Source organism: Chitinophaga nivalis (assembly GCF_025989125.1).
In the GTDB taxonomy this organism is placed as follows: Bacteria; Bacteroidota; Bacteroidia; order Chitinophagales; family Chitinophagaceae; genus Chitinophaga; species Chitinophaga nivalis.
Genome location: NZ_JAPDNR010000001.1, coordinates 685,129 through 711,217 on the forward strand (window position 1 = coordinate 685,129; position 26,089 = coordinate 711,217).

26 protein-coding genes and 1 tRNA gene are annotated in these 26,089 nt (G+C 45.4%); 10 read left to right on the forward strand and 17 right to left on the reverse strand.

Annotated features, from left to right (window positions below):
* Positions 1 to 2 precede the first annotated feature (2 nt).
* The gene (locus tag OL444_RS02880) at positions 3 to 743 is read right to left on the reverse strand and encodes a glycoside hydrolase family 25 protein (protein ID WP_264734743.1); all 741 of its coding nucleotides are present in this window, start codon (positions 741 to 743) and stop codon (positions 3 to 5) included.
* 134 nt (positions 744 to 877) lie between these two features.
* Here OL444_RS02880 and OL444_RS02885 point away from each other — a divergent pair, with 134 nt between their 5' ends.
* Positions 878 to 1,903, forward strand: coding sequence for an SPASM domain-containing protein (locus OL444_RS02885; RefSeq protein ID WP_264734742.1), 1,026 nt, complete (start codon positions 878 to 880; stop codon positions 1,901 to 1,903).
* 138 nt (positions 1,904 to 2,041) lie between these two features.
* Here the strand turns inward: OL444_RS02885 and OL444_RS02890 are convergent, their stop codons facing one another.
* From OL444_RS02890 to OL444_RS02900, 3 genes are read right to left on the reverse strand one after another with little or no spacing between them, the layout of a single operon-like run.
* Positions 2,042 to 2,392, reverse strand: a complete 351-nt coding sequence (locus tag OL444_RS02890; protein WP_264734741.1) for a hypothetical protein — start codon at positions 2,390 to 2,392, stop codon at positions 2,042 to 2,044.
* A gap of 23 nt (positions 2,393 to 2,415) precedes the next feature.
* On the reverse strand, positions 2,416 to 2,871 hold the full coding sequence (locus tag OL444_RS02895; RefSeq protein ID WP_264734740.1) for a hypothetical protein: 456 nt from the start codon (positions 2,869 to 2,871) through the stop codon (positions 2,416 to 2,418).
* Positions 2,872 to 2,898: 27 nt separating this feature from the next.
* Positions 2,899 to 3,093 carry a YtxH domain-containing protein gene (locus OL444_RS02900; protein WP_264734739.1) on the reverse strand — a complete coding sequence of 65 codons (195 nt, stop codon included), beginning with the start codon at positions 3,091 to 3,093 and terminating at the stop codon, positions 2,899 to 2,901.
* Positions 3,094 to 3,381: 288 nt separating this feature from the next.
* On the opposite strand from OL444_RS02900, the gene OL444_RS02905 reads away from it, so the two are divergent.
* The gene (locus tag OL444_RS02905) at positions 3,382 to 4,347 is read left to right on the forward strand and encodes an AI-2E family transporter (protein ID WP_371878168.1); all 966 of its coding nucleotides are present in this window, start codon (positions 3,382 to 3,384) and stop codon (positions 4,345 to 4,347) included.
* A gap of 3 nt (positions 4,348 to 4,350) precedes the next feature.
* On the opposite strand, the gene nadD is transcribed toward OL444_RS02905, so the two are convergent.
* From nadD to paaA, 5 genes are all read right to left on the reverse strand, one after another.
* On the reverse strand, positions 4,351 to 4,920 hold the full coding sequence (gene nadD / locus OL444_RS02910) for a nicotinate (nicotinamide) nucleotide adenylyltransferase (protein ID WP_264734737.1): 570 nt from the start codon (positions 4,918 to 4,920) through the stop codon (positions 4,351 to 4,353).
* A gap of 82 nt (positions 4,921 to 5,002) precedes the next feature.
* Entirely contained in the window at positions 5,003 to 5,500 is a 498-nt protein-coding gene (gene paaD / locus OL444_RS02915) for a 1,2-phenylacetyl-CoA epoxidase subunit PaaD (RefSeq protein ID WP_264734736.1), read from the reverse strand.
* Between the two features lie 5 nt (positions 5,501 to 5,505).
* Positions 5,506 to 6,270 carry a 1,2-phenylacetyl-CoA epoxidase subunit PaaC gene (gene paaC, locus OL444_RS02920; protein ID WP_264734735.1) on the reverse strand — a complete coding sequence of 255 codons (765 nt, stop codon included), beginning with the start codon at positions 6,268 to 6,270 and terminating at the stop codon, positions 5,506 to 5,508.
* A complete protein-coding gene (locus tag OL444_RS02925) occupies positions 6,267 to 6,635 on the reverse strand; it encodes a 1,2-phenylacetyl-CoA epoxidase subunit B (RefSeq protein WP_264734734.1) in 369 nt (122 codons plus the stop codon). Before OL444_RS02925 ends, paaC begins: the two co-directional genes overlap by 4 nt.
* A gap of 109 nt (positions 6,636 to 6,744) precedes the next feature.
* Complete coding sequence (gene paaA / locus OL444_RS02930; RefSeq protein WP_264734733.1) at positions 6,745 to 7,743, reverse strand: 1,2-phenylacetyl-CoA epoxidase subunit PaaA; 999 nt, start codon at positions 7,741 to 7,743, stop codon at positions 6,745 to 6,747.
* Positions 7,744 to 7,965: 222 nt separating this feature from the next.
* On the opposite strand from paaA, the gene OL444_RS02935 reads away from it, so the two are divergent.
* Positions 7,966 to 8,580, forward strand: coding sequence for a hypothetical protein (locus OL444_RS02935; RefSeq protein ID WP_264734732.1), 615 nt, complete (start codon positions 7,966 to 7,968; stop codon positions 8,578 to 8,580).
* Here the strand turns inward: OL444_RS02935 and OL444_RS02940 are convergent, their stop codons facing one another.
* The 4 genes from OL444_RS02940 to OL444_RS02955 all read right to left on the reverse strand — a co-directional run bounded on the left by OL444_RS02940 (position 8,581) and on the right by OL444_RS02955 (position 13,991).
* Positions 8,581 to 9,477 carry a M28 family peptidase gene (locus tag OL444_RS02940; RefSeq protein WP_264734731.1) on the reverse strand — a complete coding sequence of 299 codons (897 nt, stop codon included), beginning with the start codon at positions 9,475 to 9,477 and terminating at the stop codon, positions 8,581 to 8,583.
* Positions 9,478 to 9,522: 45 nt separating this feature from the next.
* Positions 9,523 to 11,655: a ferrous iron transport protein B gene (feoB, locus tag OL444_RS02945; RefSeq protein ID WP_264734730.1), complete on the reverse strand. Its 2,133-nt coding sequence runs from the start codon at positions 11,653 to 11,655 to the stop codon at positions 9,523 to 9,525.
* 193 nt (positions 11,656 to 11,848) lie between these two features.
* Positions 11,849 to 13,615, reverse strand: coding sequence for a PspC domain-containing protein (locus OL444_RS02950; RefSeq protein ID WP_264734729.1), 1,767 nt, complete (start codon positions 13,613 to 13,615; stop codon positions 11,849 to 11,851).
* 37 nt (positions 13,616 to 13,652) lie between these two features.
* Entirely contained in the window at positions 13,653 to 13,991 is a 339-nt protein-coding gene (locus OL444_RS02955) for a PadR family transcriptional regulator (RefSeq protein ID WP_264734728.1), read from the reverse strand.
* A gap of 473 nt (positions 13,992 to 14,464) precedes the next feature.
* On the opposite strand from OL444_RS02955, the gene OL444_RS02960 reads away from it, so the two are divergent.
* From OL444_RS02960 to OL444_RS02970, 3 genes are all read left to right on the forward strand, one after another.
* Positions 14,465 to 14,761: a hypothetical protein gene (locus tag OL444_RS02960; protein ID WP_264734727.1), complete on the forward strand. Its 297-nt coding sequence runs from the start codon at positions 14,465 to 14,467 to the stop codon at positions 14,759 to 14,761.
* Positions 14,762 to 14,971: 210 nt separating this feature from the next.
* Positions 14,972 to 16,621, forward strand: a complete 1,650-nt coding sequence (locus OL444_RS02965; protein ID WP_264734726.1) for a SulP family inorganic anion transporter — start codon at positions 14,972 to 14,974, stop codon at positions 16,619 to 16,621.
* A gap of 82 nt (positions 16,622 to 16,703) precedes the next feature.
* Positions 16,704 to 17,387 carry a carbonic anhydrase family protein gene (locus tag OL444_RS02970; protein WP_264734725.1) on the forward strand — a complete coding sequence of 228 codons (684 nt, stop codon included), beginning with the start codon at positions 16,704 to 16,706 and terminating at the stop codon, positions 17,385 to 17,387.
* A 129-nt stretch (positions 17,388 to 17,516) separates the two neighbouring features.
* On the opposite strand, the gene OL444_RS02975 is transcribed toward OL444_RS02970, so the two are convergent.
* From OL444_RS02975 to OL444_RS02985, 3 genes are all read right to left on the reverse strand, one after another.
* Positions 17,517 to 18,650: a methionine aminotransferase gene (locus OL444_RS02975; protein ID WP_264734724.1), complete on the reverse strand. Its 1,134-nt coding sequence runs from the start codon at positions 18,648 to 18,650 to the stop codon at positions 17,517 to 17,519.
* Between the two features lie 115 nt (positions 18,651 to 18,765).
* The gene (locus tag OL444_RS02980; RefSeq protein ID WP_264734723.1) at positions 18,766 to 19,857 is read right to left on the reverse strand and encodes a mannose-1-phosphate guanylyltransferase; all 1,092 of its coding nucleotides are present in this window, start codon (positions 19,855 to 19,857) and stop codon (positions 18,766 to 18,768) included.
* Between the two features lie 2 nt (positions 19,858 to 19,859).
* Positions 19,860 to 20,834 (reverse strand): KpsF/GutQ family sugar-phosphate isomerase, encoded by a 975-nt coding sequence (locus OL444_RS02985; RefSeq protein WP_264734722.1) that lies wholly within the window; start codon positions 20,832 to 20,834, stop codon positions 19,860 to 19,862.
* Positions 20,835 to 20,989: 155 nt separating this feature from the next.
* Between OL444_RS02985 and recQ the strand changes: the two genes are divergently transcribed.
* From recQ to OL444_RS03000, 3 genes are all read left to right on the forward strand, one after another.
* Positions 20,990 to 23,191 carry a DNA helicase RecQ gene (gene recQ / locus OL444_RS02990; RefSeq protein ID WP_264734721.1) on the forward strand — a complete coding sequence of 734 codons (2,202 nt, stop codon included), beginning with the start codon at positions 20,990 to 20,992 and terminating at the stop codon, positions 23,189 to 23,191.
* A gap of 30 nt (positions 23,192 to 23,221) precedes the next feature.
* Complete coding sequence (locus OL444_RS02995) at positions 23,222 to 23,989, forward strand: DUF3050 domain-containing protein (protein WP_264734720.1); 768 nt, start codon at positions 23,222 to 23,224, stop codon at positions 23,987 to 23,989.
* Between the two features lie 82 nt (positions 23,990 to 24,071).
* Positions 24,072 to 24,144, forward strand: a tRNA-Phe gene (locus OL444_RS03000).
* 305 nt (positions 24,145 to 24,449) lie between these two features.
* Here OL444_RS03000 and OL444_RS03005 read toward each other — a convergent pair.
* Complete coding sequence (locus OL444_RS03005; protein ID WP_264734719.1) at positions 24,450 to 24,809, reverse strand: winged helix-turn-helix transcriptional regulator; 360 nt, start codon at positions 24,807 to 24,809, stop codon at positions 24,450 to 24,452.
* 162 nt (positions 24,810 to 24,971) lie between these two features.
* Between OL444_RS03005 and OL444_RS03010 the strand changes: the two genes are divergently transcribed.
* Positions 24,972 to 25,769, forward strand: a complete 798-nt coding sequence (locus OL444_RS03010) for an SDR family oxidoreductase (RefSeq protein ID WP_264734718.1) — start codon at positions 24,972 to 24,974, stop codon at positions 25,767 to 25,769.
* Positions 25,770 to 26,089 lie beyond the last annotated feature (320 nt).

Below are 26,089 nucleotides of genomic sequence, written 5' to 3' on the forward strand. Positions count from 1 at the left end.
AATTAAGGAATACACAGTCTCGCCAGGTCAGTGCTATCGCCTTTAAAAACATTAAAATCTACCGTGGTGCGGATCCCGTTTACCCGGCCAATATCGCTATGCTGCCAAAAGAGCCACGCCCTGCCGGAGCGCGGCCGTTCTTTCTGGTAGTAATGCGCCAGCCACAGCGGATACTCATCAAATTCATCGCCAAGATAGGTTTCATAGAAATGTATGTTGGTGTAGATGATCGGTTTTACTTTATAGGCCTTTTCCATTTCTTCCAGCCAGATCCTGGCAGTGCTGCGGATGACAGCAGCCGGCTGGTTATTGTGTGTTTCGATATCCAGTACCGGTGGCAGATCACCCGATTGCAGGTCTACCACATTCTGAAAGTTGATCGCCTGTTTAATCGGATCCCGGGTGGCATAAAAAAAGTGATAGGCCCCTCTTACCAATCCTGCTTTACCGGCCCGCTCCCAGTTATGCTTAAAGGCAATATCCTGCCGCGTAATACCTTCCGTCGCCTTTATAAAAGCAAAGGATATACGAATTTTATCCACCTGCATCTGTTTTACAGCAGGCCAGTTGATATCTTTCTGAAACTTAGACACGTCAATGCCGTGAATTTTATAATTCACAGGCATATCAATCCCGAATTCTTCATAACGAACAAACACAATATGTTTTTCCCGATAACGCCACCAGACAAAAGCCGCTACGGCCAGTAAAATGATGACAGCTCCGATCCAGATCCTTTTCACGTTGTTTTAGTTAGTTGCAGGGTAATCGGGCAGGCATCCTATTGCTTGATAAGTACTTCCAACCCTTTTTTACAGCAAGTATAGGCTATAATTTGTTTAAAGGAGCTACTTTTACATAGGTCAAGCGATTTTTTATGCCGGATTTTAATTTGAATGATACCCTGAATTTGTTGTCGAAACTCACCGTACGCCGGGCTTTAAATGCCGGGAAGGTGCTGGGAAGCTTCTTCATGAGCAAGTGGACCAACAAACCTGTTCAATGGGGATATCCTATTTCCATTTCCTTTGAACCTACCACTTCCTGCAACCTGCGTTGTCCGGAATGTCCCAGCGGACTTAGGGCATTTACCCGCCCGACCGGTATGCTGGAACAGGATTTTTTCAGGAAGACGATCGATGAGATTTCAAAAGAGCTGTTCTACCTGATTTTTTATTTCCAGGGAGAACCTTACCTGAATACCGGTTTCCTGGACATGGTAAAATACGCGTCAGACAAAGGCATCTATACAGCAACTTCCACCAATGCACATTATCTCACAGACGCCAATGCTAAAAAAACGGTAGAAAGTGGGCTGGACAGGCTGATCATCTCTATTGACGGTACTACCCAGGACGTATACACGCAATACCGGGTAGGTGGCCATCTCGATAAGGTGATTCAGGGCGCCAAAAATATTGTGAAGTGGAAAAAAGAACTCAACTCCACCAAGCCTTTTGTATTCTTCCAGTTCCTGGTGGTGAAACCCAACGAACATCAGATAGAAGATATCAAACAGCTGGCAAAGGAAATCGGGGTAGACCAGGTACGGTTTAAAACCGCCCAGGTATATGATTATGAAGAAGGCAACCGCTTAATTCCGACTATCGATAAATACTCCCGTTACAAACGTAAGGAAGATGGTACCTATGCGATCAAAAATAAACTGGGTAACCATTGCTGGCGCCTGTGGCATTCTCCGGTAGTGACCTGGGATGGTCTGGTAGTACCCTGCTGTTTCGATAAAGACGCACAGCATCGCCTGGGTGATCTGAAAAAAGAATCCTTTAAAGCGCTATGGCATAATAAAGAGTATATCCGTTTCCGTAGTCAGATCCTCGAAACCCGTAAGAATATTGATATCTGTGCCAACTGTAGCGAAGGCACCAAAGTGTGGGGATAACCCGCAACAGCGATGAAAGTGCTGTGGATAAATAACAAAAATCCATCCGCAGCACTTTCATCGCTGCAGACAGATCTGTATTTGTTATGGGTAATTTTTTTCCGGCGGGAGCCTGTATGGCTACAGACGCATTTTTCATTATTCCGCTGCCGCTGCTTTCTTCTTTTTTCTCCGGTTGGTGACCCTGTTAAAGATATTAATACCCAATTGTACGCCCACAAACTCCAGGGCCGTCATTAAGGCGCCGGTAGCAAAGTTTTTGAACTTACCACTACCCCAGGCCATTTTAGCCACATTGGTCACAATATTCAGGGTACTGCTGTGTTTTCCACTGCCGGGGATCACAGCATTCAGGGCCATTTTTTTATAGTTATCCTTAAAATAATCTACCCGGTTGCCCAGTTCATCTTCCAGTTGCCTGGAGCGCATTTTCAAACGGGCAATTTCCATCTCCAGGGTCTCGAAGTTGGTGACTTTTACCTTACGCATGTGTAAACATTTTTCATAGTTGTCTATGCCTGGGTGGTGTTTTCTGTAGCTTCCTCATTAGGTACATATCCTGCCGTATTTTTCCGGGCAGGCTGGTTATGCAAGTGGCCGGACTGTTCATCATTTTCCGCAATCTCCTCTACCAGCTCCGTTATCAGCAACCGTGCAAGCGGCCTTTGAATCAGCTGCTTCCGGAACACCAGAATGATAATAAATAACAGCACAAACAATCCCGCTGCACAACTAAAGCCAATCGTAAAGCTGCCGGTCATTTCACCGATCCAGAAACCGACTACCATACCGAGAAATACGATCACAAAAAAGAACAGCAGGAAAGCCATCGTTATCGAGAAAAACAATCCCAATGCTTTCGATAGCTTTCCTGCTGCCTGGAGCTTAATCAGGTCCAGTCTGGTTTCCAGGTATTCCCTGGCTACTTTTCCCGTTTGGTTAAAGTAGTTGCCGAAATTATCTTCCATGCAAAGTAATTTAATCAAAGTAGGATGTTATGCCAACTCATTCTCTAATTCATCCTGAAACTGATCCTTCTTTTTTCTCAGTTTTTCTTTCAGCTTGTCTGTCTGGTCTCTGAATTTTTCTACCAATTCATCCTTTTTATCTGAATTCAGGAAATAACCTACAGCCACACCTACAGCAGCTCCAACAATAAATGATACCACGGCTTTTGAACTATTACTCATAACTAAGGTTTTTAAAGTGAGAGAATTAAGGTTTTCGTTTTGTACATAGCGTTCAACAAACATTATTCCATAAATGAAATGTTAAAGCGGTTTTTAAGGCTATTTCCCCCTAAACAACACGTCTGGTAAGGTTTTGTTTAATCTATGGCTATGCCTTGTCCGGTCGGTCTGTTTTTTGTCTATACCAATAAATTATACGATATTCTATCTATGAGCTATCTTGATAATGACCGCCTTAAGCAAATAGGATTTTTAATCCTCATTCTATTCCTGGGAGTAATTCTGTTTATGAAGTTATTCCTCTTCTTTCCGGGATTCCTGGGTGCAGTAACGCTGTATGTTATCAGCCGCAAGTGGATGTTTGCCCTGGTGGAAAAACGAAACTGGCGAAAAAGCCTGGCAGCCACCATAATAATGGTGCTATCCTTCCTCATTATCCTGTTGCCCATCGGCATGCTGGTAAACATGCTGACAGCCAAGGTTTCCTATGCTGCCAGCCATTCCGCAGAGCTGATCGAAGGGTTGAAACAGGTAAATAACCGCCTGCAGGATACCCTCGGTATTGAAGTGATGACCAATCAACGTTTACAGAAACTGCAGGAATTAATTACAGCAGGCCTTCCCGGTATCCTGGGCGCTACTTTTAATACCCTTACCGCTATCGCTATCATGTATTTCATCCTGTTTTTTATGCTGGTCAACGGCCGCAGGATGGAAGAAAAGCTCTATGAATATATTCCCCTGAAAGATGAGAATGTGGAAAGATTGGGTAGGGAGTTCAACACATTGGTAATTGCCAATGCTGTCGGAATTCCCCTGATTGCGATTGTACAAGGTATTATTTCCCTGATTGGTTACCTCGTATTTGGCGTACCGCAACCTATTTTCTGGTTTGTAGTCACCTGCTTTACGGCGATGTTGCCGGTAGTGGGTGCAGCAGCGGTATATGTACCCATGGGAATTTATCTGCTGGCTACCGGTAGCTCCTGGCAAGGTATTGCCGTATTGGTGTATGGATTTGGCGTGGTAGGTACTTCCGATAATATTGCCCGCTTTCTGCTGGCCAAAAGAATTGCAGATGTACATCCGCTGATAACAATATTCGGTGTATTGATTGGCGTTAACCTGTTTGGCTTCATCGGTCTTATTTTCGGACCGTTACTCATTTCCATGTTCATCCTGCTATTGGAAATATATAGTAATGAGTTTGTGGTAAAGAAAAGAGAGCTTCCTAAGCATAAGCCCGTGGAGTAGATATTAACGGTAGTAATTATTCTCCGCGATATAACTGATCACGCCATCCGGTACCATGAAACGTACCGACTTACCGGCTTTGATCCATTTGCGGACATCGGTAGCAGAAATATCGAGCATGGGCGCATCCAGCACTTCCAGCTGGGCACCGAAAGTATCGGTGATCTCGTGCCCTGGCCGGCGGTATACATAAATGGGGTAGTTCTTTACAATATGCTCATAGTTTTTCCACCGGGGCAGGTTTTGAAAACTATCGCTTCCCATAATGATGGCAAATTCCTGTGTAGGAAATTTCTCGCCCATATAAGCCAGGGTATCTACAGTAAATGAAGGACGGGGTAATGAAAACTCTATATTACTGGCGCGCAACCGGGGTTCATCTTTGATGGCCAGTTCCACCAGATGAAAACGATCATGCTCATTCAGTAATGTAGACGATGGCTTCAGTGGATTCTGCGGCGAAACCACCAACCATACTTTATCCAGGTCAGTATTGTAAGCTACATAATTGGCAATGATCAGATGCCCCGTGTGTATAGGATTAAAGGACCCAAAATACAAACCTATTCTCATGTTTCGTCGTATAAATTGCCAATGGCTATATCAATAATGCTTGTAAAAGTAGGTATTTCCATTGGGAACATGGTAAGAAGGTCTATTCCAACGGTTTAAACTGTTCAAACACCTGTCCGCATGATTTACAGAAATGAATGGCCCGGCAAAGCGTGGACCCGAAAGGAGAGCGCAGATAGGTGTACTCACTGCTACAATGCGGACAAGGGGTGTGTAACATTATTTCCGCCTTCATCTCCCCTTCTACTACCTGCGGAGGGGCAATACCAAAGTTTTTTAATTTCTCTTTCGCCGCAGGTGTTATCCGGTTACTTTCCCAATGTACCTGCTTGTCTATTTCTACGGTAACGGCTATACCGAGTTCTTTTTCTACTGTCGTTTTAATATTGTTTTGGATATAACTCACCGCCGGGCAGGCGGCAAATGTAGGTATCATCCTGATATGCACTACATCTGCCGTCTGATCGATGCTTACATCCGTAATCATGCCCAGATCCAGGACGCTCAGTACCGGAATTTCCGGGTCCATCACGCTTTCCAGGGCCTGATACACGGCTGCTATTGAAATTGTCTGTCCCATATTACTTACCATCTGGCCTCCGTATCCAGGTTAAACACTTCTCCCATCTCTGTCAGCAACGGCTGCAGGTATTCGGTATGAAATCCCTGCCGGCCACCATATACCGGCGTAATAGCGGATATATCCGGCATGTTCAGGGAAGCCTTTACCAATACCGGATAAATCCGGTCCAGCCAACGCTGGTATAACACGGCTTCACCCGGATATACCTTATCTGCGATCAGGGTCGCTTCATGTTCCGCAGATGGTTCAAAAACACCCGCTGCCAGCGCAATGGAGTGATTCAGCGCCGCCTGCATCCGGATATAACTTTCTTCTCCGGCTGTACTCAGCTGCATAATCCAGGCATTGGCATGCAGGGTATGATATTTCAGCTCCCCTTTTACTTTTTTACTCAGCAGCCGGAAAGGTTCAAAACTGCTTTCCTGCAAGCTTTCATAGCGTACCGTTTCTGCATGATCGAACAGAAAGTGCCGCATCAGGCTGAAATCATATTCCCCGTTTGGCATCTCTGTCAGGTGAGCGCATTTAAATGCTTTCTCCGGGCGCATGAAGGCAAACCGGTCCGGATCTTCTCCACCCAGGTCTTCGTGTAACGTACGGTATAATGCCCAGGCATGGCCGATTTTATCCTGCGCCATGGAAGAAAAGGCAATATCTTCTTCCATCACAGGGCCTAAGCCGGTCCATTCCGAATTCCGATGTCCCAGAATCAGTTCATCATCGGCCATTTTTATAATGAGGTCAGTAAGTGCTGCGTGATTCGTCATTTGGATTGTTTGAATTTATTGATCTTCTCCATCACTTTAAAACCGGATGCATCCCGATAGTTTTTTTCCAGGTTGTTGGCAAACATATCTTCATCTTCCACATCAAAAGCCAGAATATCGGCACTTCTTACTACCCACAGGTTGACACATTTTTTGCGCCGGGCAAACTGTTCTTTCGCAAATACCAGTGCCAGCTGCGGATCAGGAGCGTGGACACAGCCTACGTGTTCATGGTGCGCTCCTCTTTTTTCCTGGTGAAACACTTCGTAAATATTCCAGTTTTCTCCTTCTTCTACTTTTATAACCGCTGTGGCATCTCCCAGCTTCAATCGGTTGACACGCGGATCTAATGAATCGTTAGACATGAATAATTGAGTGGTTTAATAGCTATACTAGTTTCGGGGAGATGATCATACTGTGGAAATACCCGAATATGCCATTGATCCGGAAAACTAACGTTAAAATATATACGAATCAGGCAACCGGCAATGCCCGTTTCTCTGCCGGATTCATTAAAGCCTTACGTACCCAGCGGCCTTGTTCTTCTGCCCATTTACGTACCTGTAATCGTTCTTCATTACAAGGGCCGCCACCGTTGATAACCCGGAAGAATTCGTCCCAGTCAGGATCTGTATAATCCCAACGGTCTGTTTCCGGATTCTTTTTTAATGCAGCGTCGGGCAGTGTTAAGCCTAGCTCCCATATTTTAGGTACATACGCATTCAGGAACTGATTACGCATATCGTCATTGCTGGCCATTTTCACCCGCCATTCCATCAGCTTCTGACTATGCTGCGAGTTTTTATCCGGAGGGCCAAAGAAATGCATAATCGGCTGCCACCAGCGATTCAGTGCATCCTGCAGCATTTCCCGCTGTGCCGGCGTACCGGTAGCCAGTTCAATAAATGCATCGTGCCCCTGTTTCAGGTGGAAGCTTTCTTCATAACAGATCCGGTCCAGTGCCCTGCAATAAGGACCATAAGACCCTTTTGCATTGGCGGCCTGGTTTACAATCGCAGCAGCATCTATCAGGAAGCCTATTACGGTTACATCCGCCCAGGTTTCGGCCGGATAATTAAATACATTGGAATACTTGGATTTGCCACTCAGCAGATCATTGATCATCGCTTCCCTGGATTTACCCAGGGTTTCAGCGGCATTATACAGCAACTGTCCATGGCCTATTTCATCCTGCACCTTGGCAATCAGTGCCAGTTTACGCTTAAAGCCGGGCGCCCGGGTAATCCAGGTACCTTCCGGTAATGCGCCGATGATTTCAGAATGGGCATGCTGTTCTATCAGCCGGATCAGTTGCCGGCGATACTCCGTCGGCATCCAGTCGCCGGGTTCAATTTTCTCGCCTTTGGCAATACGTTCTTCGAAAGCCGCGAGTTTTTCCGGCTCATCGTGCAATTGCTCATCCCGCAATTGCTTTCCGTTGGGTTCATCAAAAATATATCCACCGCCGTACATAATGCGATTGTTTTGGTCGAAAGTAAATTACGGAAAAAAGCCCGTTTTCGGCGGAAAATGATTGTTAAAACGGTGCTATCCCCCGCTTTCAAATGTTATATAATCGCCAAAAATTGACAGACCACGCAGGGATAAGCGGCATTACAGTAATTTTAACCGCAGCTGCTTTCTTTTATGTTATCGTCGTCTTCCATACTGTGCTTCCTTTTTTTGCCCTGGGGGGTGAAAGACCGGTATAATGCACCGGCAACCATTCAACAGCATCCGGTGATACAACTCAGCTTTACCTACCGGGAAACTGCCGGCAATCCGGATACCGATACCATTTTTTATGCGCCGGACAGGAAACTGCAATGGAATGATTTCCGGGGCACACCTTCCCCTGCAGGCCCCAGCGCCGCGGTAGCCTATACCAGCTTTGCCTATGAAGGCAGCAGCCGGCTGGTACACGATACCCTTCGCATTACCCTGCAGCTCCAGGTATTTTTTATTAAAAGCGCCTCCTGGGTACGCACAGACGCACAGAGCAACTATGCGCTGGCCCATGAACAGCTGCACTTCGATATCACCCGCCTGGTAGTGGAAAGATTCCGGCAAAAGCTGCAGCAAACAGCCCTCAACCGCGACGACTATGACAGTATTATACAATATCAGTACCTCCAGTCATTCCGGGAAATGAACCGGCTGCAATACCAGTTTGATCAGGAGACCAGACATGGCCTCGACCCGGCCGCGCAAACCCGCTGGCGGGACAAAATAAATGTAGGCATGAAAAATAACGGCGTATTGCCGGAAGAACTGGGCTTCGACTTCATCGAAGATCTCCGGTTCAGATAACTACAGATTCCGGTCTATTTTTTCTACCACCTGCAGAATTGTTCTGACAGAACGGACATAAAAAACCGGATTTATCCGCGAAAACTCATCGGTTACCTGGTGATAATCCGCATGATCCTCCACGCCGAAATACAGAAACGGTACCCTTTTCACAAAAAACTCATAGTGATCGCTTTGCCCGGTCCAGTCTCCGCTACCATCGGAAGGACGATCATGCCCCGTCAGCAGTCGTATCGGGGCCTGGGCAGCCACTGTATCCACATATTTTTTCAAGGCCGGATAATGATAGGTCCCGCATACATACAGCTCGTTTCTGTCGCCGCGGGCAATCATATCCATGTTGAGATTCTGCCGCATCTGTGCAATGGGTACAGGAGGCTGCAGCAGGAAGGCTTTGGCACCCTGTAATCCTTGCTCCTCTGCATCCAGGGCGGCAAAAACCAGGGTGTAACGGGGAGGATGCTGCTTGAAATACCGTGCCATCGCCAGCAGGCCTGCCGTTCCGGAGGCATTATCATCAGCACCGTTGTAGATGGTGTCGCGGGGAGAAGCACTTTTGAAAGTGCCCAGATGATCGTAATGCGCGGTAATCACAATTACCTGGCTCAGGGTACCCGGAATATAGCCATACAGGTTAGTGCCCATAATGCGGGTGCTGCCACGCTGGTAATAAAAGGGATACTCGTAAGTGTTGTTATAGGCAGTTAATCCAATCTGTTTGAATTGATCCAGGATGTAAAGTTGCGCCAGGCGGTTACCGCGGGTCCCTGTTTTACGGCCTTCATAATTATCGGCAGACAGGGTGCGTAGATCTTTGATGAGTAGCGCAGAATCAATGTTCTGCGAAAGGGCAGGTAGCCCGAGGAGTAAAGAAAATGTGTAAAAGAGGAGCTTCATGGTACATTGCGTTTATGGTTAACCATAAACGCAATGTACAGGATATTATTTGAAGATCTGGAAGATGATAAAACTGCAAACATAGGCCAGTGCTGTCATATACACGAGCTGGATCACAGGATACTTCCAGGACTTGGTTTCACGTCTTACAATCGCCAGGGTACTCATACACTGCATGGCAAATGCATAGAATATCATGAGCGATAACCCGGAAGCCAGGGTATATACCGGCGCACCGTCGGGCCACGTCGCCGCTTCCATTTTCTCCCGCAGGGTGGCATTGTTATTATCCGGATCTTCTCCCACACTGTAAAGGGTGGCCATGGTACCCACAAATACTTCACGGGCGGCAAAAGAAGTAATCAGGGCAATACCTATTTTCCAGTCAAAACCCAGCGGACGAATCACCGGCTCTATCACATGTCCCAGGATACCTGCATAGGAATGGGCCAGCTTTTCAGACTGGAATTGTTTATTCAGTTCGGCCGCTTCCGGAGAATCCTCCTTTACCTCCGACAATAGTTTTTCGTATTTGGCATGTACCGGCTCCATTCTGCTGGCAGGCCCATAAGAAGCCAGGAACCATAATATCACGGAAATCACCACAATCACTTTACCGGCATCTTTCACAAATATTTTCGCTTTTTCCACCATGGTTGTACCCACGTTTTTCCAGCGGGGCGCCCGGTATACCGGCAGTTCCATGATAAAGTAGCTCTTCTCTTTAATCTTCACAAACAACTTCATGACAGCAGCAATAAAGATCGCCATGAAGAAACCCAACAAATAAAGTCCCATCATCGCGAGGCCACGCAGCCCCAGGATACCCAGTACCCGGTTGTCTGGTATTACCAGTGCAATCATCATAGTGTAAATCGGTAACCTGGCGGAGCAACTCATCAGGGGCGTTACCATGATGGTAATTAACCGCTCTTTTTTGTTCTCGATGGTACGGGTAGCCATAATAGCCGGTACCGCGCAGGCTACCCCGCTGATGAGGGGCATGACAGATTTCCCGTTCAGGCCTACCTGGCGCATCAGGCGGTCGGTAAGAAAACTGATACGGGCCATATAGCCGGTATCTTCCAATACAGTGATCAATCCGAACAGGATCATGATCTGTGGTATGAATACCGCAAACCCACTGATACCAGCCAGGATACCATTTATAAATACGTCTGTTATTTTATTGTCGGGCAACACACTGCTCAACCAGCCACTCAGGGCGCCGAAGCTGCCTTCGATCCAGTCCATCGGATAGGATGCCAGCCAGAAAATACTCTGGAACAGCAGGAACATCACCACCAACAGGATCACATATCCCCAGAAACGATGCAGTAACAGGTCGTCTATTTTTTCAGAACGCAGCTGTTTCTGCAGCGGGTCTGTTTCTACAACGGTATTTTTCATGATATGCTTGATGCGGGCATACCGTTGCATAATTTCTTCCGCCTGTACCTTCGTTTTGTTGAACTGTGATGACCGGAGTGATTCCTCAATGCTCTTTTTCGCAGCGGGCGTCACAAAAGCCAGGTCGTCTACATTCACGGCAATGTGGAGCGCACCGTAATCACTTTTGCAGGACAGTACCTGTTTTACGGTTTCAATAACCGGTCTGGCCAGGTCGCCGTTGTTGATAAAATCGCGGGGAGGATTACTGTATTGGGTGCGGGCAGACAGATCTATGATCTTTTTCAGTTCTGCTACGCCTTTATTTTTTCTGGGATTGATGGCCACCACCGGTACGCCGAGTTCTCTTTCCAGCCCATCTAGATCTATTTCCACGCCTTTTTTACGGGCGAGGTCCATCATGGTGAGCGCAATGATCACCGGTATTTTCAGGTCAATGATCTGGGAGCAAAAGAGGAGGTTACGTTTCAGGTTGGACGCATCCGCCACAATGATCACCATATCCGGTAAATCATCGCTGTTCGGATTAATGAGAACATCATAGGTGACATACTCATCTGCACTTTTGGGATACAGACTGTAGGTTCCCGGCAAATCAATGATGTTAGCCGTGAGACCGGGTACAATCTGAGCGGTGCCCGTTTTCTTATCTACCGTTACTCCGGGAAAGTTACTCACCTTCTGGTTCAGACCAGTAAGCGCATTAAAAAGAGAACTTTTACCACTATTCGGATTTCCTACCAACGCAATGTTTATGGGTGCCTGCATTCCTTATCTTATCCTGTTGATTAATGTTGTGACCTGAATGCGCTAAGTTAAACATTAATCGGCCGGGGTAATGATCAAATCGGGAAAAAAGCGGAAGGGAAAAGAATGGTTGCTCCCCCCTGAAAACACGTATTGCAGCACTGCGGATCATCTTACCGCTATGCTGCAATACGTTATGTTAAATTCCTGATTGTTAAATTTTATCCTTAAAGATGTAATACATACTGAAGGCCAGGAATGAGAAAGCTTTATCTATGGGAATTTCGGCTTTTACTGTGGCGGAGGCCTGCTGAAGACCGGTAGCAGCAGCATTGAGGCTGACATTTCCTTTATAGCGGTAACCACCTTCTGTAGAGTCTTTAGACTCCGGCGTTATGGCCGGTTTTGCAGGTTTTGCATCATCGGTGCCGTTTGGCGTCATTTTCAGGTTCAGTGGTTGCGCGTCATCATCGTCGTTATTAAAATCCCACTCATCATCTCTGTTATGGCGGGTAAAGGAATATTTACGATATACTTCCTTGTCTATTTCAATATTCTTACCTACCGGCACCTTGATGACTACCGTCACGCGCTGACCGCGGAAAGGAGAATGGGAAGGGATAGAGAAGCCTTCCGGCAGGTACAGGATGGAATCCCGCTGATTCAGCTGGAAGCCGATTTCCCGTGCCAGTTGTCTGGCATCCTGAACATTCCGTCCTCTGGAATACTGTGCTACATCTACCGCAAAACTATCGTTCATGCTTTTCTCGATACGTATCCGGATATTATTAATGATCACAGTATCATCTGCCACCAGTAAATTACCATCAAACATGCTGAAATCATCTTCTTCTGTCAACAGGCCGGTGGTTCTTTTCAGGATCAGTTTACCCTGAGAAGGTTGTTGCAGGGCAAAGGCGGTAGTTTCGGTACCTGGTCTTCTGAAATCCTTTACCAGTGAAGAAGTAACGATGGCAGCAAATACCAGTCCTATCAACCAGAGGAAGGTAAGGGTATAGCTGGCATACCGGTTGGTTTGCTTTACACCCGTCAGCTTACGGATAATAAATATCAGCAGGGCTACGATAGGAATACCAATCAGCAGTCCCAGTGCCGGCCAGAATAAGTAACTCTGGGTAGTAGTTGTCAGTAACAGATTTTTTAACGGGAAGAGGGCCGCGGAAGAAACTGCAATGGCGATGCCTACAGCGACCAGACAGATCAGCATAACGGCAGCAAAGAAATAGAAGAAGCCTTTGGTAACAAATACCAGTACTTTTCCCAAACCATGTGCAAGGTTTACAAAAAAGCGTTCCAGGTCATTACCTACCTGCCTGCCGCGGCCCTGAGAAAAATTTCGGAAGTCCTCCCCTACATTTTTCATCTGGTTTTTCATGTGGTGCAACTCGTCCTGAATGGTAGCTTTGATATTATTCAGGTCTACCCGTTCCCCCCGCATTTCCAGTTTTTCGGCTGCGGTATCTGCGGATGGCGTAGCCACCCACAGAATAAAGTATACCAGGATGCCTGTACCAAAGCCACCAATGGCCAGCAGGGCAAAGATGATCCGGAAAATCACCGGGTCTATATTAAAGTAGGCGCCCAAACCACTACATACACCGCTCAGTACTTTGTTGTCCGGATCGCGGTATAAACGTTTCCGGGGACGCGGTATATAATTATAGGCTTCTTCTTCGGCCTGTGCATTTTCTTTAGGAACATCGTCGAATTGTTCCGGTGTGCCCATGGAAGCTTTTACGGCTACCACATCATCGTCGGTAATACAATGTGCTCCTTTTTTCATTTTATCCTGGAACACTTCAGCAATGCGGCTTTCAATATCACTTACGATTTCATCCCCACCTTCCTCTTTCGAAAAATATTTTTTCAGGCTGTCAAGATACTGACGGAGTATCTCGTATGCACTATCCTCAATAGGGATAAGCCGACTCGACAGATTTATGTTGATGATCTTTTTCATTTTGATTGTTGCGTTTAGGTTTTAGGTAAGTATTCGCTTAAAGGGATGCGTTGTTTTGTGTTAGTTGATGTACGGCATTGGCCAACTCGTTCCAGGTGCTTTCCAGTTCGCGGTAAAAAGCTTCCCCTTTATCGGTCATGGAAAAATATTTCCGGGGAGGTCCTGAGCTGCTTTCTACCCACCGGTATGTGAGCAATTCTGCATTTTTGAGCCTGGTTAATAAAGGATAAAGTGTGCCCTCCAGGATATCCAGCTTCGCTTCTTTCATCTTTTCGATGATATCCGAAGGGTAGGCTTCACCTTGCTTAATGATGGACAAGATGCAAAACTCAAGCACGCCCTTCCTCATCTGCGATTGTGTGTTATCTATATTCATGGCAAGTGAGCTTTAAAATGTTGTTTACTCCGATTGGCTTTTGGCCGGTTATGAATGAAATTTTATTGTTGTTCTTTCACTACTACGACACAAAAATAGGAATTATTTACTACTATGCAATACACAATACCATAGAAAGCAAAATAACTTGTTTTAAATATTACCGGCATAAATGAGGAAAAGCCAGTCCAGATAAACATCTTACCAGATAAGTATACCCGGAAACCCAAATATCTATTTGTGATGAACGGTTATTAAGAGGGATGAACGACTATTTGCTGAAAATCTTTCCCAGTTATTATGAATGATGCCCTTATATATTATATAACTTACATATGCCTAATGGGAGAGGTCACTGGGCTTTGTTAAAATGCTTTAACATTATTTTAATTCCTATAACTTACCAAATATGCTTTCACTAATTTACTTTTGTAACAAGCATACTTCATTAACTAATAGGTATGACGGTGTACATGAAGAAAATTATCGGCATATTTCTGTTGAGCCTAATGGTCTCCCAACTGCTTCCCATCAAGGAAGTAGGGAAATTGCTTTTTAATAATCAGATTGTAGAAGAACATCCGGTGGATTGTAACGCGGATCATCTGAAGCTGGCAAAAGAGCTGAAGTTCTGCAAGCAATTCGACGGGGAACTGCAGTTTAATCCATTACTCTTCCTCGGCGTATTGCACAATCATTTAATGGAAGATATTCCCAGCAACCCTGCTCAGGAAATACATGCCCCCCCTCCCAACGTCTTTATAGCGTAAATCACACTGGCGGTCCTGTCTATGGGCGGCCTTCTTACATTCCAGTTACTTATTTATTTTATTTCCATTACTGCCGGACTCCCTGTACCCGCATCTGAGATACGTGTATACAGTTCGCAACAGTAGTATTTATCACTTAGTGTATCCTATACGGTTGCAGTCGATACTGCTATCCGGTAGTTCGATCCCGCAACGGAAAAGCTTATTGTTATGAACAAGCAAACATCCTTATTCTCAAATATCAAAGGCGACTTCTCATCAGGTCTCGTCGTTTTTCTCATCGCCGTGCCCCTGTGTTTAGGCATCGCCCTGGCTTCCGGTGCCCCTTTATTTGCCGGTATGATCTCCGGCATAGTGGGTGGCATTGTGATTGGTTTCCTGAGTGGTTCCCAGCTGAGCGTGAGCGGACCAGCAGCAGGATTGACAGCAGTAGTACTCACCGCCATTACCAAACTGGGCATGTTTGATATATTCCTGCTGAGTGTTGTTATTGCCGGCGCCATACAACTCCTGTTCGGTTTAATCAAAGCCGGTACCGTCGCCAATTATTTCCCGTCCAATGTCATCACTGGTATGTTGACCGCCATTGGTATTATCATCATTTTAAAGCAATTGCCACACGCCTTCGGGTATGATGCAGATGCAAACGGTGATTTCACCTTTTTACAGGCAGACGGCGAAAATACTTTCAGTGCACTTTTTTCCATCATTAACCATATCAACTTTGGTGCGACACTAATTACCATCATCTCCATTTTTATTATTCTGTACTGGAGCAAGATCCCGAAACTGAATGTTGTGCCGGCACCGCTCGTGGCAGTAATTGCAGGCATTGGACTCAATGTCGCTTTTGCTGGCAATGACGTGCTGGCATTGGGATCAAATCACCTGGTAAGCTTACCCGTTCCGAAAAGCTTCCAGGATTTTATTGGTCAGTTTACCCTGCCCAATTTCGCAGCTATCAGTAATAAAGAAGTGTGGATAACTGCCGTTACGATTGCGATCGTAGCTTCTGTTGAAACATTACTGAATGTGGAAGCAACAGACAAACTGGACCCGATGAAACGCCACACCTCTCCCAACAGAGAATTAAAGGCACAGGGTATTGGTAACATCATAAGTGGTATGATTGGTGGTTTGCCTATTACCTCCGTTATTGTGCGCTCCAGCGCCAATATCAATGCCGGCGGTAAAACCAAACTGGCTACCATGGTACATGGTACCTTATTACTGGTATGTGCAGCGATCATTCCTACCGTGTTAAATATGATTCCGCTGGCTACACTGGCTGCCGTATTGCTGGTAACCGGTTATAAACTGTGTAAAATATCCATCTTCAAAGAGATGTTTAAAAACGGTAAATACCAATGGATACCTTTCGTAGTTACTGTATTGGCAATCGTATTTACAGATCTGCTGATTGGTATTGCTTTGGGTATGGCCGTAAGTGTACTGGCTATTTTACGGGGTAATATGAAAAGCTCTTATTTCTTCCGTAAAGAAAAATATCATTCCGGTGATAATATCCGGCTGGAACTGGCACAGGAAGTTTCTTTCCTCAATAAAGCCAGCATCCTCCTGACATTAGATCATATGCCACCTAATGTAACCCTGATTATTGACGCACATAAAACCGCTTATATCGATTTTGACGTGCTGCAAACCATCCGGGAATTTAAAGAAATCAAAGCGCCGCAGCATAACATCAAAGTTATCCTGACAGGCTTTAAACCAGTGTATAACATTCAGAATACACCGGACCTGTCGCCGGAAGAACAGTCGAAGTTAAACTCCGGACAAGTGCATACTATTTCCAGTGGTAATCACAAAGAGCTGCTAAAGGAATTGCAATTGAACTAAAGAAGCGCTCATCTCGAACGCAGGGTAAGGATTAATAGGGAAACCATGCTTATCTGTCGTTCATTTTTAAAACCATCAAAAAATGAAAAAAATGAAAACACTCAATAAAAAATCTCAAGGCGATCTCACTCCAAATAAAACACTTGAACTGTTAAAAGACGGCAATAAACGTTTCGTTTATAACCTGCGGCTGAACCGCAATCTTTTACAGATGGTGAATGAAACTTCCGACGGCCAATGGCCCATGGCAGCTATCGTTAGCTGTATGGATTCCCGTACTTCTGCAGAATTGATTTTTGATCAGGGACTGGGCGATATTTTCAGCATTCGTTTAGCCGGCAACGTGATTTCCGATAACGTACTCGGTAGCCTGGAGTATGCTTGTAAAGCAGCCGGTTCCAAATTTATTGTGGTACTGGGACATACCAAATGCGGAGCCATCAAAGGCGCCTGCGATGGCGTGGAAATGGGTAACCTCACAGGGCTGCTCAGCAAAATCCGGCCGGCCATCTTTGCGGAAAAAACGATTACCGAAAACCGGAACTCTCACAACCACGCATTTGTGGATGCGGTAACCAATCTGCATGTGGAACGTTCTGTGCAGGCGATTATGGAACAAAGCCATATCCTGCGTGATATGATCCTGAAAGGAGAAGTAGGTATTATCGGGGCTGTTTATGATGTGGAAACCGGCGTAGTGAGCTTTATGGACCACACGCTCATCCTGCAGAACAGCGAAGCCAATGAAACCGCTGCTGCCGTTTAATACCGGCAAAGACTGAGAATAAGATGTTTGCTTTCTGATAGGGTATCACAAAAGGAGGCGTTAATATACTGGTTATACAATCTTTAGGGGTGATTGACAAGCCAGTGGTTAACGACCTCCTTCTTTTATTTATATCCGGGCCAGCCTGGCGGCGGCTTCCTCCAGGGTTGTTTTCTTTTTGGCAAAACACAGCCGGATTACCCGGTCATCCTTCCCATCCTGATAAAATGCCGAAATCGGAATCGTTGCAACGCCAAACTCTTTGGTAATACGGGTGGCAAAAGCTTTATCTCCCTCATCCGAAATCCGGTCGTATTTCACCAGCTGAAAATAGCTTCCCTTGCTGGATAAAGGGGTGAAACGGGTATCTTTCAGCAACGACAGGAAGTAATCTCTTTTCTCCTGATAAAAGGCCGGCAGCTCCAGATAATGGGATGGTGTTTCCAGGAACCTGGCCAGTCCATACTGCATCGGTGTATTTACCGAAAAACACAGGTATTGGTGTACTTTCCGGTATTCCTGCATAAGGCGTTCCGGCGCCACGCAATATCCCATCTTCCAGCCGGTATTGTGAAATACCTTGCCAAAGGAAAACGTCACAAAGCTGTTACGATAAATAGCCGGATAACGTAAAATACTGTGATGCAGCGCGCCATCAAAAATAAGGTGTTCATATACCTCGTCAGACAGCACCAGCAAATCAAATTCTGCTACCAGCTTTTCCAGTTCCTGGATATCATTTTCCTGCAGAATACTACCTGTGGGATTATGAGGCGTATTCAGCATAATCATGCGGGTACGCGGCGTTATTTTACTGCGCACGGTTGCCCAGTCGATCCGGTAATCCGGAAAAGACAGCGGAATCAATACCGGTTTACCGCCGTTGACCAACACATTGGGGATATAGCTGTCATAGGCCGGTTCAAAAATGATGACTTCATCACCGGGATGTATACACGTAGCTATCGCAGTAAAGATGGCATAAGTACCGCCGGGGGTAATGGTAATTTCGGTATCCGGGTTTACTTCCTGCTGATAAAGGGCATTGATCTTGGCCGCGATGGTGGTGCGGAGCGGCATTAATCCCGGCATGGGGGCATACTGGTTGTGGCCTTGCTGCATGGCTTCATTTACCATGGCTTTCAGCTCATCACTGCAGTCGTAATCCGGAAATCCCTGAGAGAGGTTAATGGCTTTATTTTCTGCAGCCAGGGCTGACATCACAGAAAATATAGTAGTGCCGGTGTTTGGCAGTTTTGACATAAATAAAGATTTGACCGTTTTTTATTTTGAAATAAAGGTATTTAATGTTGACAGTAATATCATCCTGCTGTCTCGATCAAATACCTTTATTTCAATAACGGGTCGGATCTTTATCCTATAAAAACTTCTCGCCTTTGTTACGTTTTATTTCTCCTACATATTCTTTGATCTGCTGTTCATTTTCCTTTTTGCAGATCATTAATACATCGTGGGTATCAATCACGATAAATTCATCCAGTCCCTGTAAGAGTACCAATTTATCGTTGGGTGCTTTTACCATACAACGGGTAGCATCTATCACCACCACATTCTTACCTTGTACAGCATTGCCCAGGTAATCTTTTTCCAGGTTTTCGTAGGCCGATGCCCAGGTACCGAGATCGCTCCAACCGAAGTTGGAAGGAATCACATATACGTTGCCGGCTTTTTCCATAATACCATAATCGATGGAGATGTTGGTACATTGTGGATATACCCGGTCAATCACTTCTTTTTCCTGCGGCGTATTAAGTGCAAAAGTGCTTTGTTCAAACAGTTCATCGATTTCCGGTAAATACTGTTTGAATGCTGCCAGGATGGTTTTCACATTCCAGACAAAGATGCCGGCATTCCATAGGAAATCGCCGCTTTGCAGGAATGTTTTCGCCAGTTCCAGGTTAGGCTTTTCTGTAAATGTCTTCACCTGGTATACATTATCTGCCACTTGCTGCGGCTCAAACTGAATATAGCCGTAACCGGTATCCGGGCGGGTAGGCTTAATACCCAGGGTCAGGAGTGCGCTGTGTTTTTGAACAAACAGCAAGGCATTCAGACAGGCATTGGTAAAAGCCGGACCGTCCATAATCAGGTGATCAGCGGGCGCGCATATAATGTTGGCCAGCGGGTCCTGTTTGTGGATTTTGTGGGAAATGTAGGCGACGCAGGGAGCTGTATTTTTACGGGAAGGCTCACTCACAATATTTTCCTCTGCCAGATCCGGTAGCTGTTCACTCACCTTGGAAGTATATTGCTGATGCGTTACCACAAAGATATTCTCCTTTGGTATGAACTGTATAAAACGTTCATACGTCCACTGGAGGAGGGTTTTCCCGGTATTCAGGATATCCAGGAATTGCTTGGGATTGTCGGTGCGGCTATGGGGCCAGAAGCGACTGCCTATTCCCCCCGCCATAATGGCCACATAAAAATGGCTGTTCAGCTGTGTCATTTCTAAATAATTCCTTCTCTGATTAAATCATGTAAGTGAATAATACCTCTATACTGCTCTCCTTCCATGACCAGCAGTTGTGTGATGTCGTGGTGACGCATCATTTCCAATGCGTTGATCGCCAATTCATCCTGTTGAATCATTTTAGGGTGCAGTGACATAATATCTTTTGCAGTTACGGCAGCGGCCGGCACATTTTTCTCCAGCATTCTGCGCAGGTCTCCGTCTGTAATGATACCCCGGAGTAATCCTTGTTCATCCAATACAGCGGTAACACCCAGCATTTTAGACGATATTTCCACAATCACTTCTCTTAAAGAAGCGTTGTCTAAAACCTGGGGCGCCTGATGTTGTTTGCTCAGGTCTCCTACCTTAAGATACAACTTCTTACCCAATGCGCCGCCGGGGTGAAATTTGGCAAAATCCGCCGCTGTGAAGCCATGCCATTCGATCAGGCAAACGGCTAAAGCATCCCCCATCGCCAGCTGGGCGGTGGTGCTGGTAGTAGGCGCCAGGTTATTGGGACAAGCTTCCTGACTCACCGTCGTGTTCAATACATAGTCCGCTTCTGTTGCCAGAAAAGAGGCTGTATTTCCCACCATGGCCACCAGGGTGTTGCCAAAATTTTTTACCAGGGGAACCAGTACTTTTATTTCCGCGGAGGTACCGCTTTTGGAAATACACATTACGATATCTTCCTGCCGGATCATACCCAGGTCACCATGGATAGCATCCGCCGCGTGCATGAAAAGCGCCGCGGTACCGGTAGAGTTCAGGGTGGCTACAATTTTCTGCGCAATAATGGCACTTTTACCGATACCTGTTACCACCAGTCGCCCTTCACATTGGGCAACAAGCTCCACCACTTTCTCAAAGTCGGCATCTATAAATTGCTGCAAATCATTAATTGCTGAGGCCTCCATCGCAATTGTGCGCCTGGCTGTCTGTCCTATGTTAATGCTTTGATTCCTTTTCATGACGATTTACAAATTTATCATTTTTTAGTCAGCACTGGTGCTATCACGTAATTAATATTGATACTCCGCGTTTTTTCAGTAACTTCGTGTCCCCTAAAAAACATATAAACATAATTCGTCATTTGTTAGTTCTTTAGAGTTTAAATTTGAATGCAATGGCTGTTGTAAAGGAAAGTTTGATGGATGCATTACGCGAACATTTCGGGTTCGATTCCTTTAAAGGAAACCAGGAAGTAATTATAAAAAGCATCCTGGCCGGTAAAGATACTTTTGTCATAATGCCAACTGGTGGAGGTAAGTCACTATGCTACCAATTACCTGCTCTCATGAGCCCTGGTTGTGCACTAATTGTTTCACCCCTTATTGCTTTAATGAAAAACCAGGTTGATCTGGTACGCGGTTACAGCAGTAAGGATAACGTAGCACACTTCCTGAATTCCACTCTTTCCAAAGCGCAAATCAAAAAAGTGCGTACAGATCTGCTATCGGGTAAAACCAAGTTGTTGTATGTAGCACCGGAAACGCTCACCAAACAGGAAAATCTGGACTTTTTCAAGGAACTGAACATTTCATTTATTGCCGTGGATGAGGCGCATTGTATTTCTGAATGGGGACATGATTTCAGACCGGAATACCGTCGTTTGAAAGAAATGATCGACCAGATCAACGGAAATCTGCCCATTATTGCATTAACCGCTACTGCTACCCCTAAAGTACAGAGCGATATTGTAAAAAACCTGGCTTTAAATAACGCGAATATCTTTATTTCTTCCTTCAACCGTTCTAACCTGTACTACGAAATCAGGCCAAAACGCAAGAAAGACCAGACGATCAGAGATATTGTAAAGTTTATTCACCAGCATAAAGGCAAAAGCGGTATCATCTACACGCTGAACCGTAAAACCACAGAAGAACTGGCAGATATGCTGGTGGCCAACAACATCAAGGCCGTTGCTTATCATGCCGGTCTTGATCCGACCACCCGTGCCCAGCGACAGGATATGTTCCTGCATGAAGATACGGAGGTAATTGTGGCCACTATTGCTTTTGGAATGGGTATCGATAAGCCGGATGTACGGTTTGTAATTCACTACAACATTCCTAAAAGCCTGGAAAACTACTACCAGGAAACCGGTCGTGCCGGCCGCGACGGACTGGAAGGTCATTGCGTTTGCTACTACTCTCACAAGGATGTGCAAAAGCTGGAACACCTCATGCGCGATAAATCACTCAGTGAACGTGAAATGGGCGCCCAGCTGATTAACGAAACTGTTGCCTACGCCGAAAGTGCTGTGTGCCGCCGTAAAGTTATCCTGCACTACTTCGGAGAACAATTCGATCTGGAAAACTGCGGACAATGTGATAACTGCCGCAATCCTAAAGAAAAAATAGAAGTTAAAAACCGCGTTGTTATCATGTTGAAAGCCATCCGTGCCCTCGAAGAACGGTTTGGCAGCACTTATGTGATCAACATCATTACCGGTAAAACAAGTCCGCAGATCAGCACCTTCCGCCACGATCAGCTGGAGGTTTTCGGCGAAGGCAAAGAATTCGATGAACACTTCTGGAATTCCCTGATGCGGCAGATGATGCTGGAAGGCCTGATTGAAAAAGATATCGAAGAATACGGCCTGCTGAAAGTAACCGATAAAGGCAACAAATTCCTGAAGAAGCCTTACTCTATCATGGTGGCCCTGAACCATCAGTTCGATGAAGACGGCGCCGATGAGGAAGAAGAAGCAACTGCCGAAGCACAGGCCTCTGCAGACCCTGCCCTCTTCGAAATGCTGAAGGAACTGCGCAAAAAAGTGTCGAAGGAAAAGAACCTTCCTCCTTTCGTGATTTTCCTGGAAACATCCCTGGAAGATATGGCAACGCAATATCCTACCACGGTTCAGGAACTGGAAAAGATCCAGGGCGTGAGTAAGGGTAAAGCTATCCGTTACGGTAAACAGTTCGTGGATGTCATTTCCAAATTCGTGGAAGAAAATGATATCGTTAAACCGGATGATTTCGTACTGAAAAGTGTCGTGAATAAAAGCGGCATGAAAGTATTCATCATCCAGAATATCGATAAAAAAATACCGCTGGAAACCATCGCCAAAAACAAGGAAATCACCCTTTCCCAACTGCTGGATGAAATGGAAACCATTGTAGCCAGTGGTACCAAACTGAATATTGATTACTGCCTGGATGAAGAACTGGACGATTACGCCCAGGATGAAATCATGGAGTATTTTAAAGGATGTGAAACATCCAGCCTGGCACTGGCCCGGGAAGAGCTGATCGAAAACGATTATTCACTGGAACAGCTGAAGCTGATGCGCATCAAGTTCCTGGTCGTTTACGGCAACTAATTTTTATTTCGGTACGTAAGAGAGAATGCAATGAGTATCAAGAATATACAGGAAACCATCGCTGCCACCCGCGAAGAAGTGGTACACCACCCGTTATACGCTACTTTAGAAACCTTACAGGATGTACGCATGTTCATGCAATACCATGTATATGCAGTATGGGATTTTATGTCGCTGCTAAAAGGATTGCAGCAGCAACTCACCTGTGTGGAAGTACCCTGGATACCTAAAGGCAGCGCCGCTACCCGTTACCTGATCAACGAAATTGTAACCGGTGAAGAGAGCGATGTGGATATGAACGGTGACCGCTGCAGCCATTTTGAATTGTACGAACGCGCCATGCAACAGGCAGGTGCAGATACGCAACAAATAAAAGCGATTATAGCCGCTGCAAATGCCGGCAAGTCTATTGGAGCTATCCTGGCTGAATCGGCGCTTCCTGAGGCTGTAAAGGGCTTTTTAGGGTTTACTTTTGACGTGATTGCCAGCGGCCAGGCACATATCATGGCTGCGGTCTTTACTTTTGGCCGCGAAGACCTGATCCCGGATATGTTTTATGCCCTGGTAAAAGATCTTGCAGAGAAGTTTCCCGGCAAGCTGGATACCTTCATCTACTACCTGGAAAGACACATCGAAGTAGACGGCGATCACCACAGTCAACTGGCTATGCAAATGGTACAGGAACTATGTGGCGACGATCAGCAAAAGTGGACAGAAGCAGCTGAATATGCCCGGCAGTCGCTGTATTGGAGGAATCAACTGTGGAGTGGTATTCTCGCTGAGAAAGTTTTTTTATAAAAAATATTTGAAAAAATTTTGCAATTCAAAAGATTGTATTACTTTTGCAATCCCTTCACGAGAGAAGGACAACAAAACAGATGGTGCGGTAGCTCAGTAGGTAGAGCAAAGGACTGAAAATCCTTGTGTCGCCGGTTCGATCCCGGCTCACACCACGAAGAAAGCTTCACAGAAATGTGAGGCTTTTTTTATGCCCATACTTTTCTACTCCCTCACTATTATGATAACAATTCCGCACCATCTGATGCTAATCAGGATCAAGTTGAAAAGCTGGGCTAATCATAAATTTTAAGCATAGCGTTTAGCCTTCTTTGGGCTCCCAAGTCGAAACATCACTTAAATGATGTTTGTATTAAGTACACGACTATACCCCTCAATTCACAGATACGCTTATTGCCACTCATGTACCCAGGAGAGAGATCAATATCCTAACTCCCATTCCATACTTCATTATAAGCAGCTATTGGGGCCTTACAATACTCTGTTTATGTTTGGTTATAGCGTCGTGCATTTGCGCTCCAAATGCTGTCATAGCCGTCAGGATGGGGATAACCATTTTACCGATCTCGCTTAGTTCATACTCGACACGCGGTGGTTTTTCGTTATAACTGTGCCGGATAATCAATCCGTCATCCTCTAATTCTTTCAACTGTTCAGTCAATATCTTGCGCGAGATATCCGGTATTTGTACCGCCAGCTTTCCAAATCGAACAGCTCCATTTACCAGCCGGCCCAGGATAATTGGTTTCCACTTCCCGCCGATATAAGTCATCGTATGCACGATTGGGCAGGAAGATGTATGCGCTTTAAATTTCTTCATTGGTTACATGAATGTTACCACTTTTCGGCTTTTAGTTACCTGAACGTTACCGCCAATTCGTGGTGTGCGAATAAATGAATGCAACGGTTTTAGTTACTTTATGAAACTAATGTAAATCGATTTTTCAGTAAATGAACATCGTATCACTAAAAAACAAGTCGCATGAAAAATAAACAAGCAACTGAGGCGGTATTACAGGGGAAAATTGCCCTTGTAACCGGAGGAACAAAGGGAATTGGTAAGGCTATTGTCAGAAGACTGGAGCAAGCAGGTGCAACGGTTATCGTCACCGCCCGAAACCCACCGAATGAACCGGATGTTACCTATTCATTTATTGCTGCAGACCTATCCCGGGCTGAGGAGGTCAGCAAAGTAGCCAATATGATCAATGAGCAATTCGGGCGAATAGATATACTAATTAATAACATGGGGGCCAACACGTACCCAGGTGGAGGATTCAGCACCCTAACGGATGAACACTGGGACCTGGCCCTGCAAGTTAACCTGCTTTCTTCTGTTCGTTTGGATAGAGCTTTATTGCCTAAAATGCTGGAGCAAAAAAGTGGGGTGATCATTCATATATCTTCTACCAGCGGCCAGTTCCCCATCTGGGAGTCTACGATGGCTTACAGTGTCGCAAAATCAGCATTAAATACCTATAGTAAAGCATTGGCTACAGAAGTAGCCGGTAACGGGGTAAGAGTCGTAACCGTGTCTCCAGGTTTAAATAAAACAGCCGCTATGACAGCCTTTTTGGAGAATTATGCCCAACAAGCCAATTGCACAGTGGAAGAAATGACCCGTAAACTTTTTGAAAGGGTTGGCGGTGTACCATTAGGAAGAATGGCTGAGCCGGAAGAAACAGCAGAACTGATCTACTTCCTGGTTTCTCCGGCAGCCTCTTATATCACAGGCGCGAACCTCATTATTGATGGAGGAAATTTCCCGGTAGTAAAATAAAAGCTCCGTCAATACAGACTGTAACGAAAGTAAACCGTCTCCTGTGTTTGTATAAACAAGGAGACAGTTTTAATGTATATCAGTCTGTATTATGCAAAGAAAGACTTCTTCTTCCTACTGGTTGTCCGGTTATTGAGAAAGTTCCGGATAACACTTCACTAGCTATTAAGATTTATTTTGTTATTCCCCCTTCTATCTATAAGCTGGCGTTCCTTTTAGCACTATATGAGATCCCGCTGTCTTCGTACCCTCATAAGATCAACTGAAAGCAGAAATACAAAAAATATTTTTCATGAAGATCTTAATTGTTTGTTTAAAGT

Coding starts and splice junctions, on each gene's coding strand:
- OL444_RS02885 (WP_264734742.1), top strand. CDS start 878: ATGCCGGATTTTAATTTGAATGATACCCTGAATTTGTTGTCGAAACTC.
- OL444_RS02890 (WP_264734741.1), bottom strand. CDS start 2,392: ATGCGTAAGGTAAAAGTCACCAACTTCGAGACCCTGGAGATGGAAATT.
- OL444_RS02895 (WP_264734740.1), bottom strand. CDS start 2,871: ATGGAAGATAATTTCGGCAACTACTTTAACCAAACGGGAAAAGTAGCC.
- OL444_RS02900 (WP_264734739.1), bottom strand. CDS start 3,093: ATGAGTAATAGTTCAAAAGCCGTGGTATCATTTATTGTTGGAGCTGCT.
- OL444_RS02905 (WP_371878168.1), top strand. CDS start 3,382: ATGAAGTTATTCCTCTTCTTTCCGGGATTCCTGGGTGCAGTAACGCTG.
- nadD (WP_264734737.1), bottom strand. CDS start 4,920: ATGAGAATAGGTTTGTATTTTGGGTCCTTTAATCCTATACACACGGGG.
- paaD (WP_264734736.1), bottom strand. CDS start 5,500: ATGGGACAGACAATTTCAATAGCAGCCGTGTATCAGGCCCTGGAAAGC.
- paaC (WP_264734735.1), bottom strand. CDS start 6,270: ATGACGAATCACGCAGCACTTACTGACCTCATTATAAAAATGGCCGAT.
- OL444_RS02925 (WP_264734734.1), bottom strand. CDS start 6,635: ATGTCTAACGATTCATTAGATCCGCGTGTCAACCGATTGAAGCTGGGA.
- paaA (WP_264734733.1), bottom strand. CDS start 7,743: ATGTACGGCGGTGGATATATTTTTGATGAACCCAACGGAAAGCAATTG.
- OL444_RS02940 (WP_264734731.1), bottom strand. CDS start 9,477: ATGAAGCTCCTCTTTTACACATTTTCTTTACTCCTCGGGCTACCTGCC.
- feoB (WP_264734730.1), bottom strand. CDS start 11,655: ATGCAGGCACCCATAAACATTGCGTTGGTAGGAAATCCGAATAGTGGT.
- OL444_RS02950 (WP_264734729.1), bottom strand. CDS start 13,615: ATGAAAAAGATCATCAACATAAATCTGTCGAGTCGGCTTATCCCTATT.
- OL444_RS02955 (WP_264734728.1), bottom strand. CDS start 13,991: ATGAATATAGATAACACACAATCGCAGATGAGGAAGGGCGTGCTTGAG.
- OL444_RS02960 (WP_264734727.1), top strand. CDS start 14,465: ATGAAGAAAATTATCGGCATATTTCTGTTGAGCCTAATGGTCTCCCAA.
- OL444_RS02965 (WP_264734726.1), top strand. CDS start 14,972: ATGAACAAGCAAACATCCTTATTCTCAAATATCAAAGGCGACTTCTCA.
- OL444_RS02970 (WP_264734725.1), top strand. CDS start 16,704: ATGAAAAAAATGAAAACACTCAATAAAAAATCTCAAGGCGATCTCACT.
- OL444_RS02975 (WP_264734724.1), bottom strand. CDS start 18,650: ATGTCAAAACTGCCAAACACCGGCACTACTATATTTTCTGTGATGTCA.
- OL444_RS02980 (WP_264734723.1), bottom strand. CDS start 19,857: ATGACACAGCTGAACAGCCATTTTTATGTGGCCATTATGGCGGGGGGA.
- OL444_RS02985 (WP_264734722.1), bottom strand. CDS start 20,834: ATGAAAAGGAATCAAAGCATTAACATAGGACAGACAGCCAGGCGCACA.
- recQ (WP_264734721.1), top strand. CDS start 20,990: ATGGCTGTTGTAAAGGAAAGTTTGATGGATGCATTACGCGAACATTTC.
- OL444_RS02995 (WP_264734720.1), top strand. CDS start 23,222: ATGAGTATCAAGAATATACAGGAAACCATCGCTGCCACCCGCGAAGAA.
- OL444_RS03005 (WP_264734719.1), bottom strand. CDS start 24,809: ATGAAGAAATTTAAAGCGCATACATCTTCCTGCCCAATCGTGCATACG.
- OL444_RS03010 (WP_264734718.1), top strand. CDS start 24,972: ATGAAAAATAAACAAGCAACTGAGGCGGTATTACAGGGGAAAATTGCC.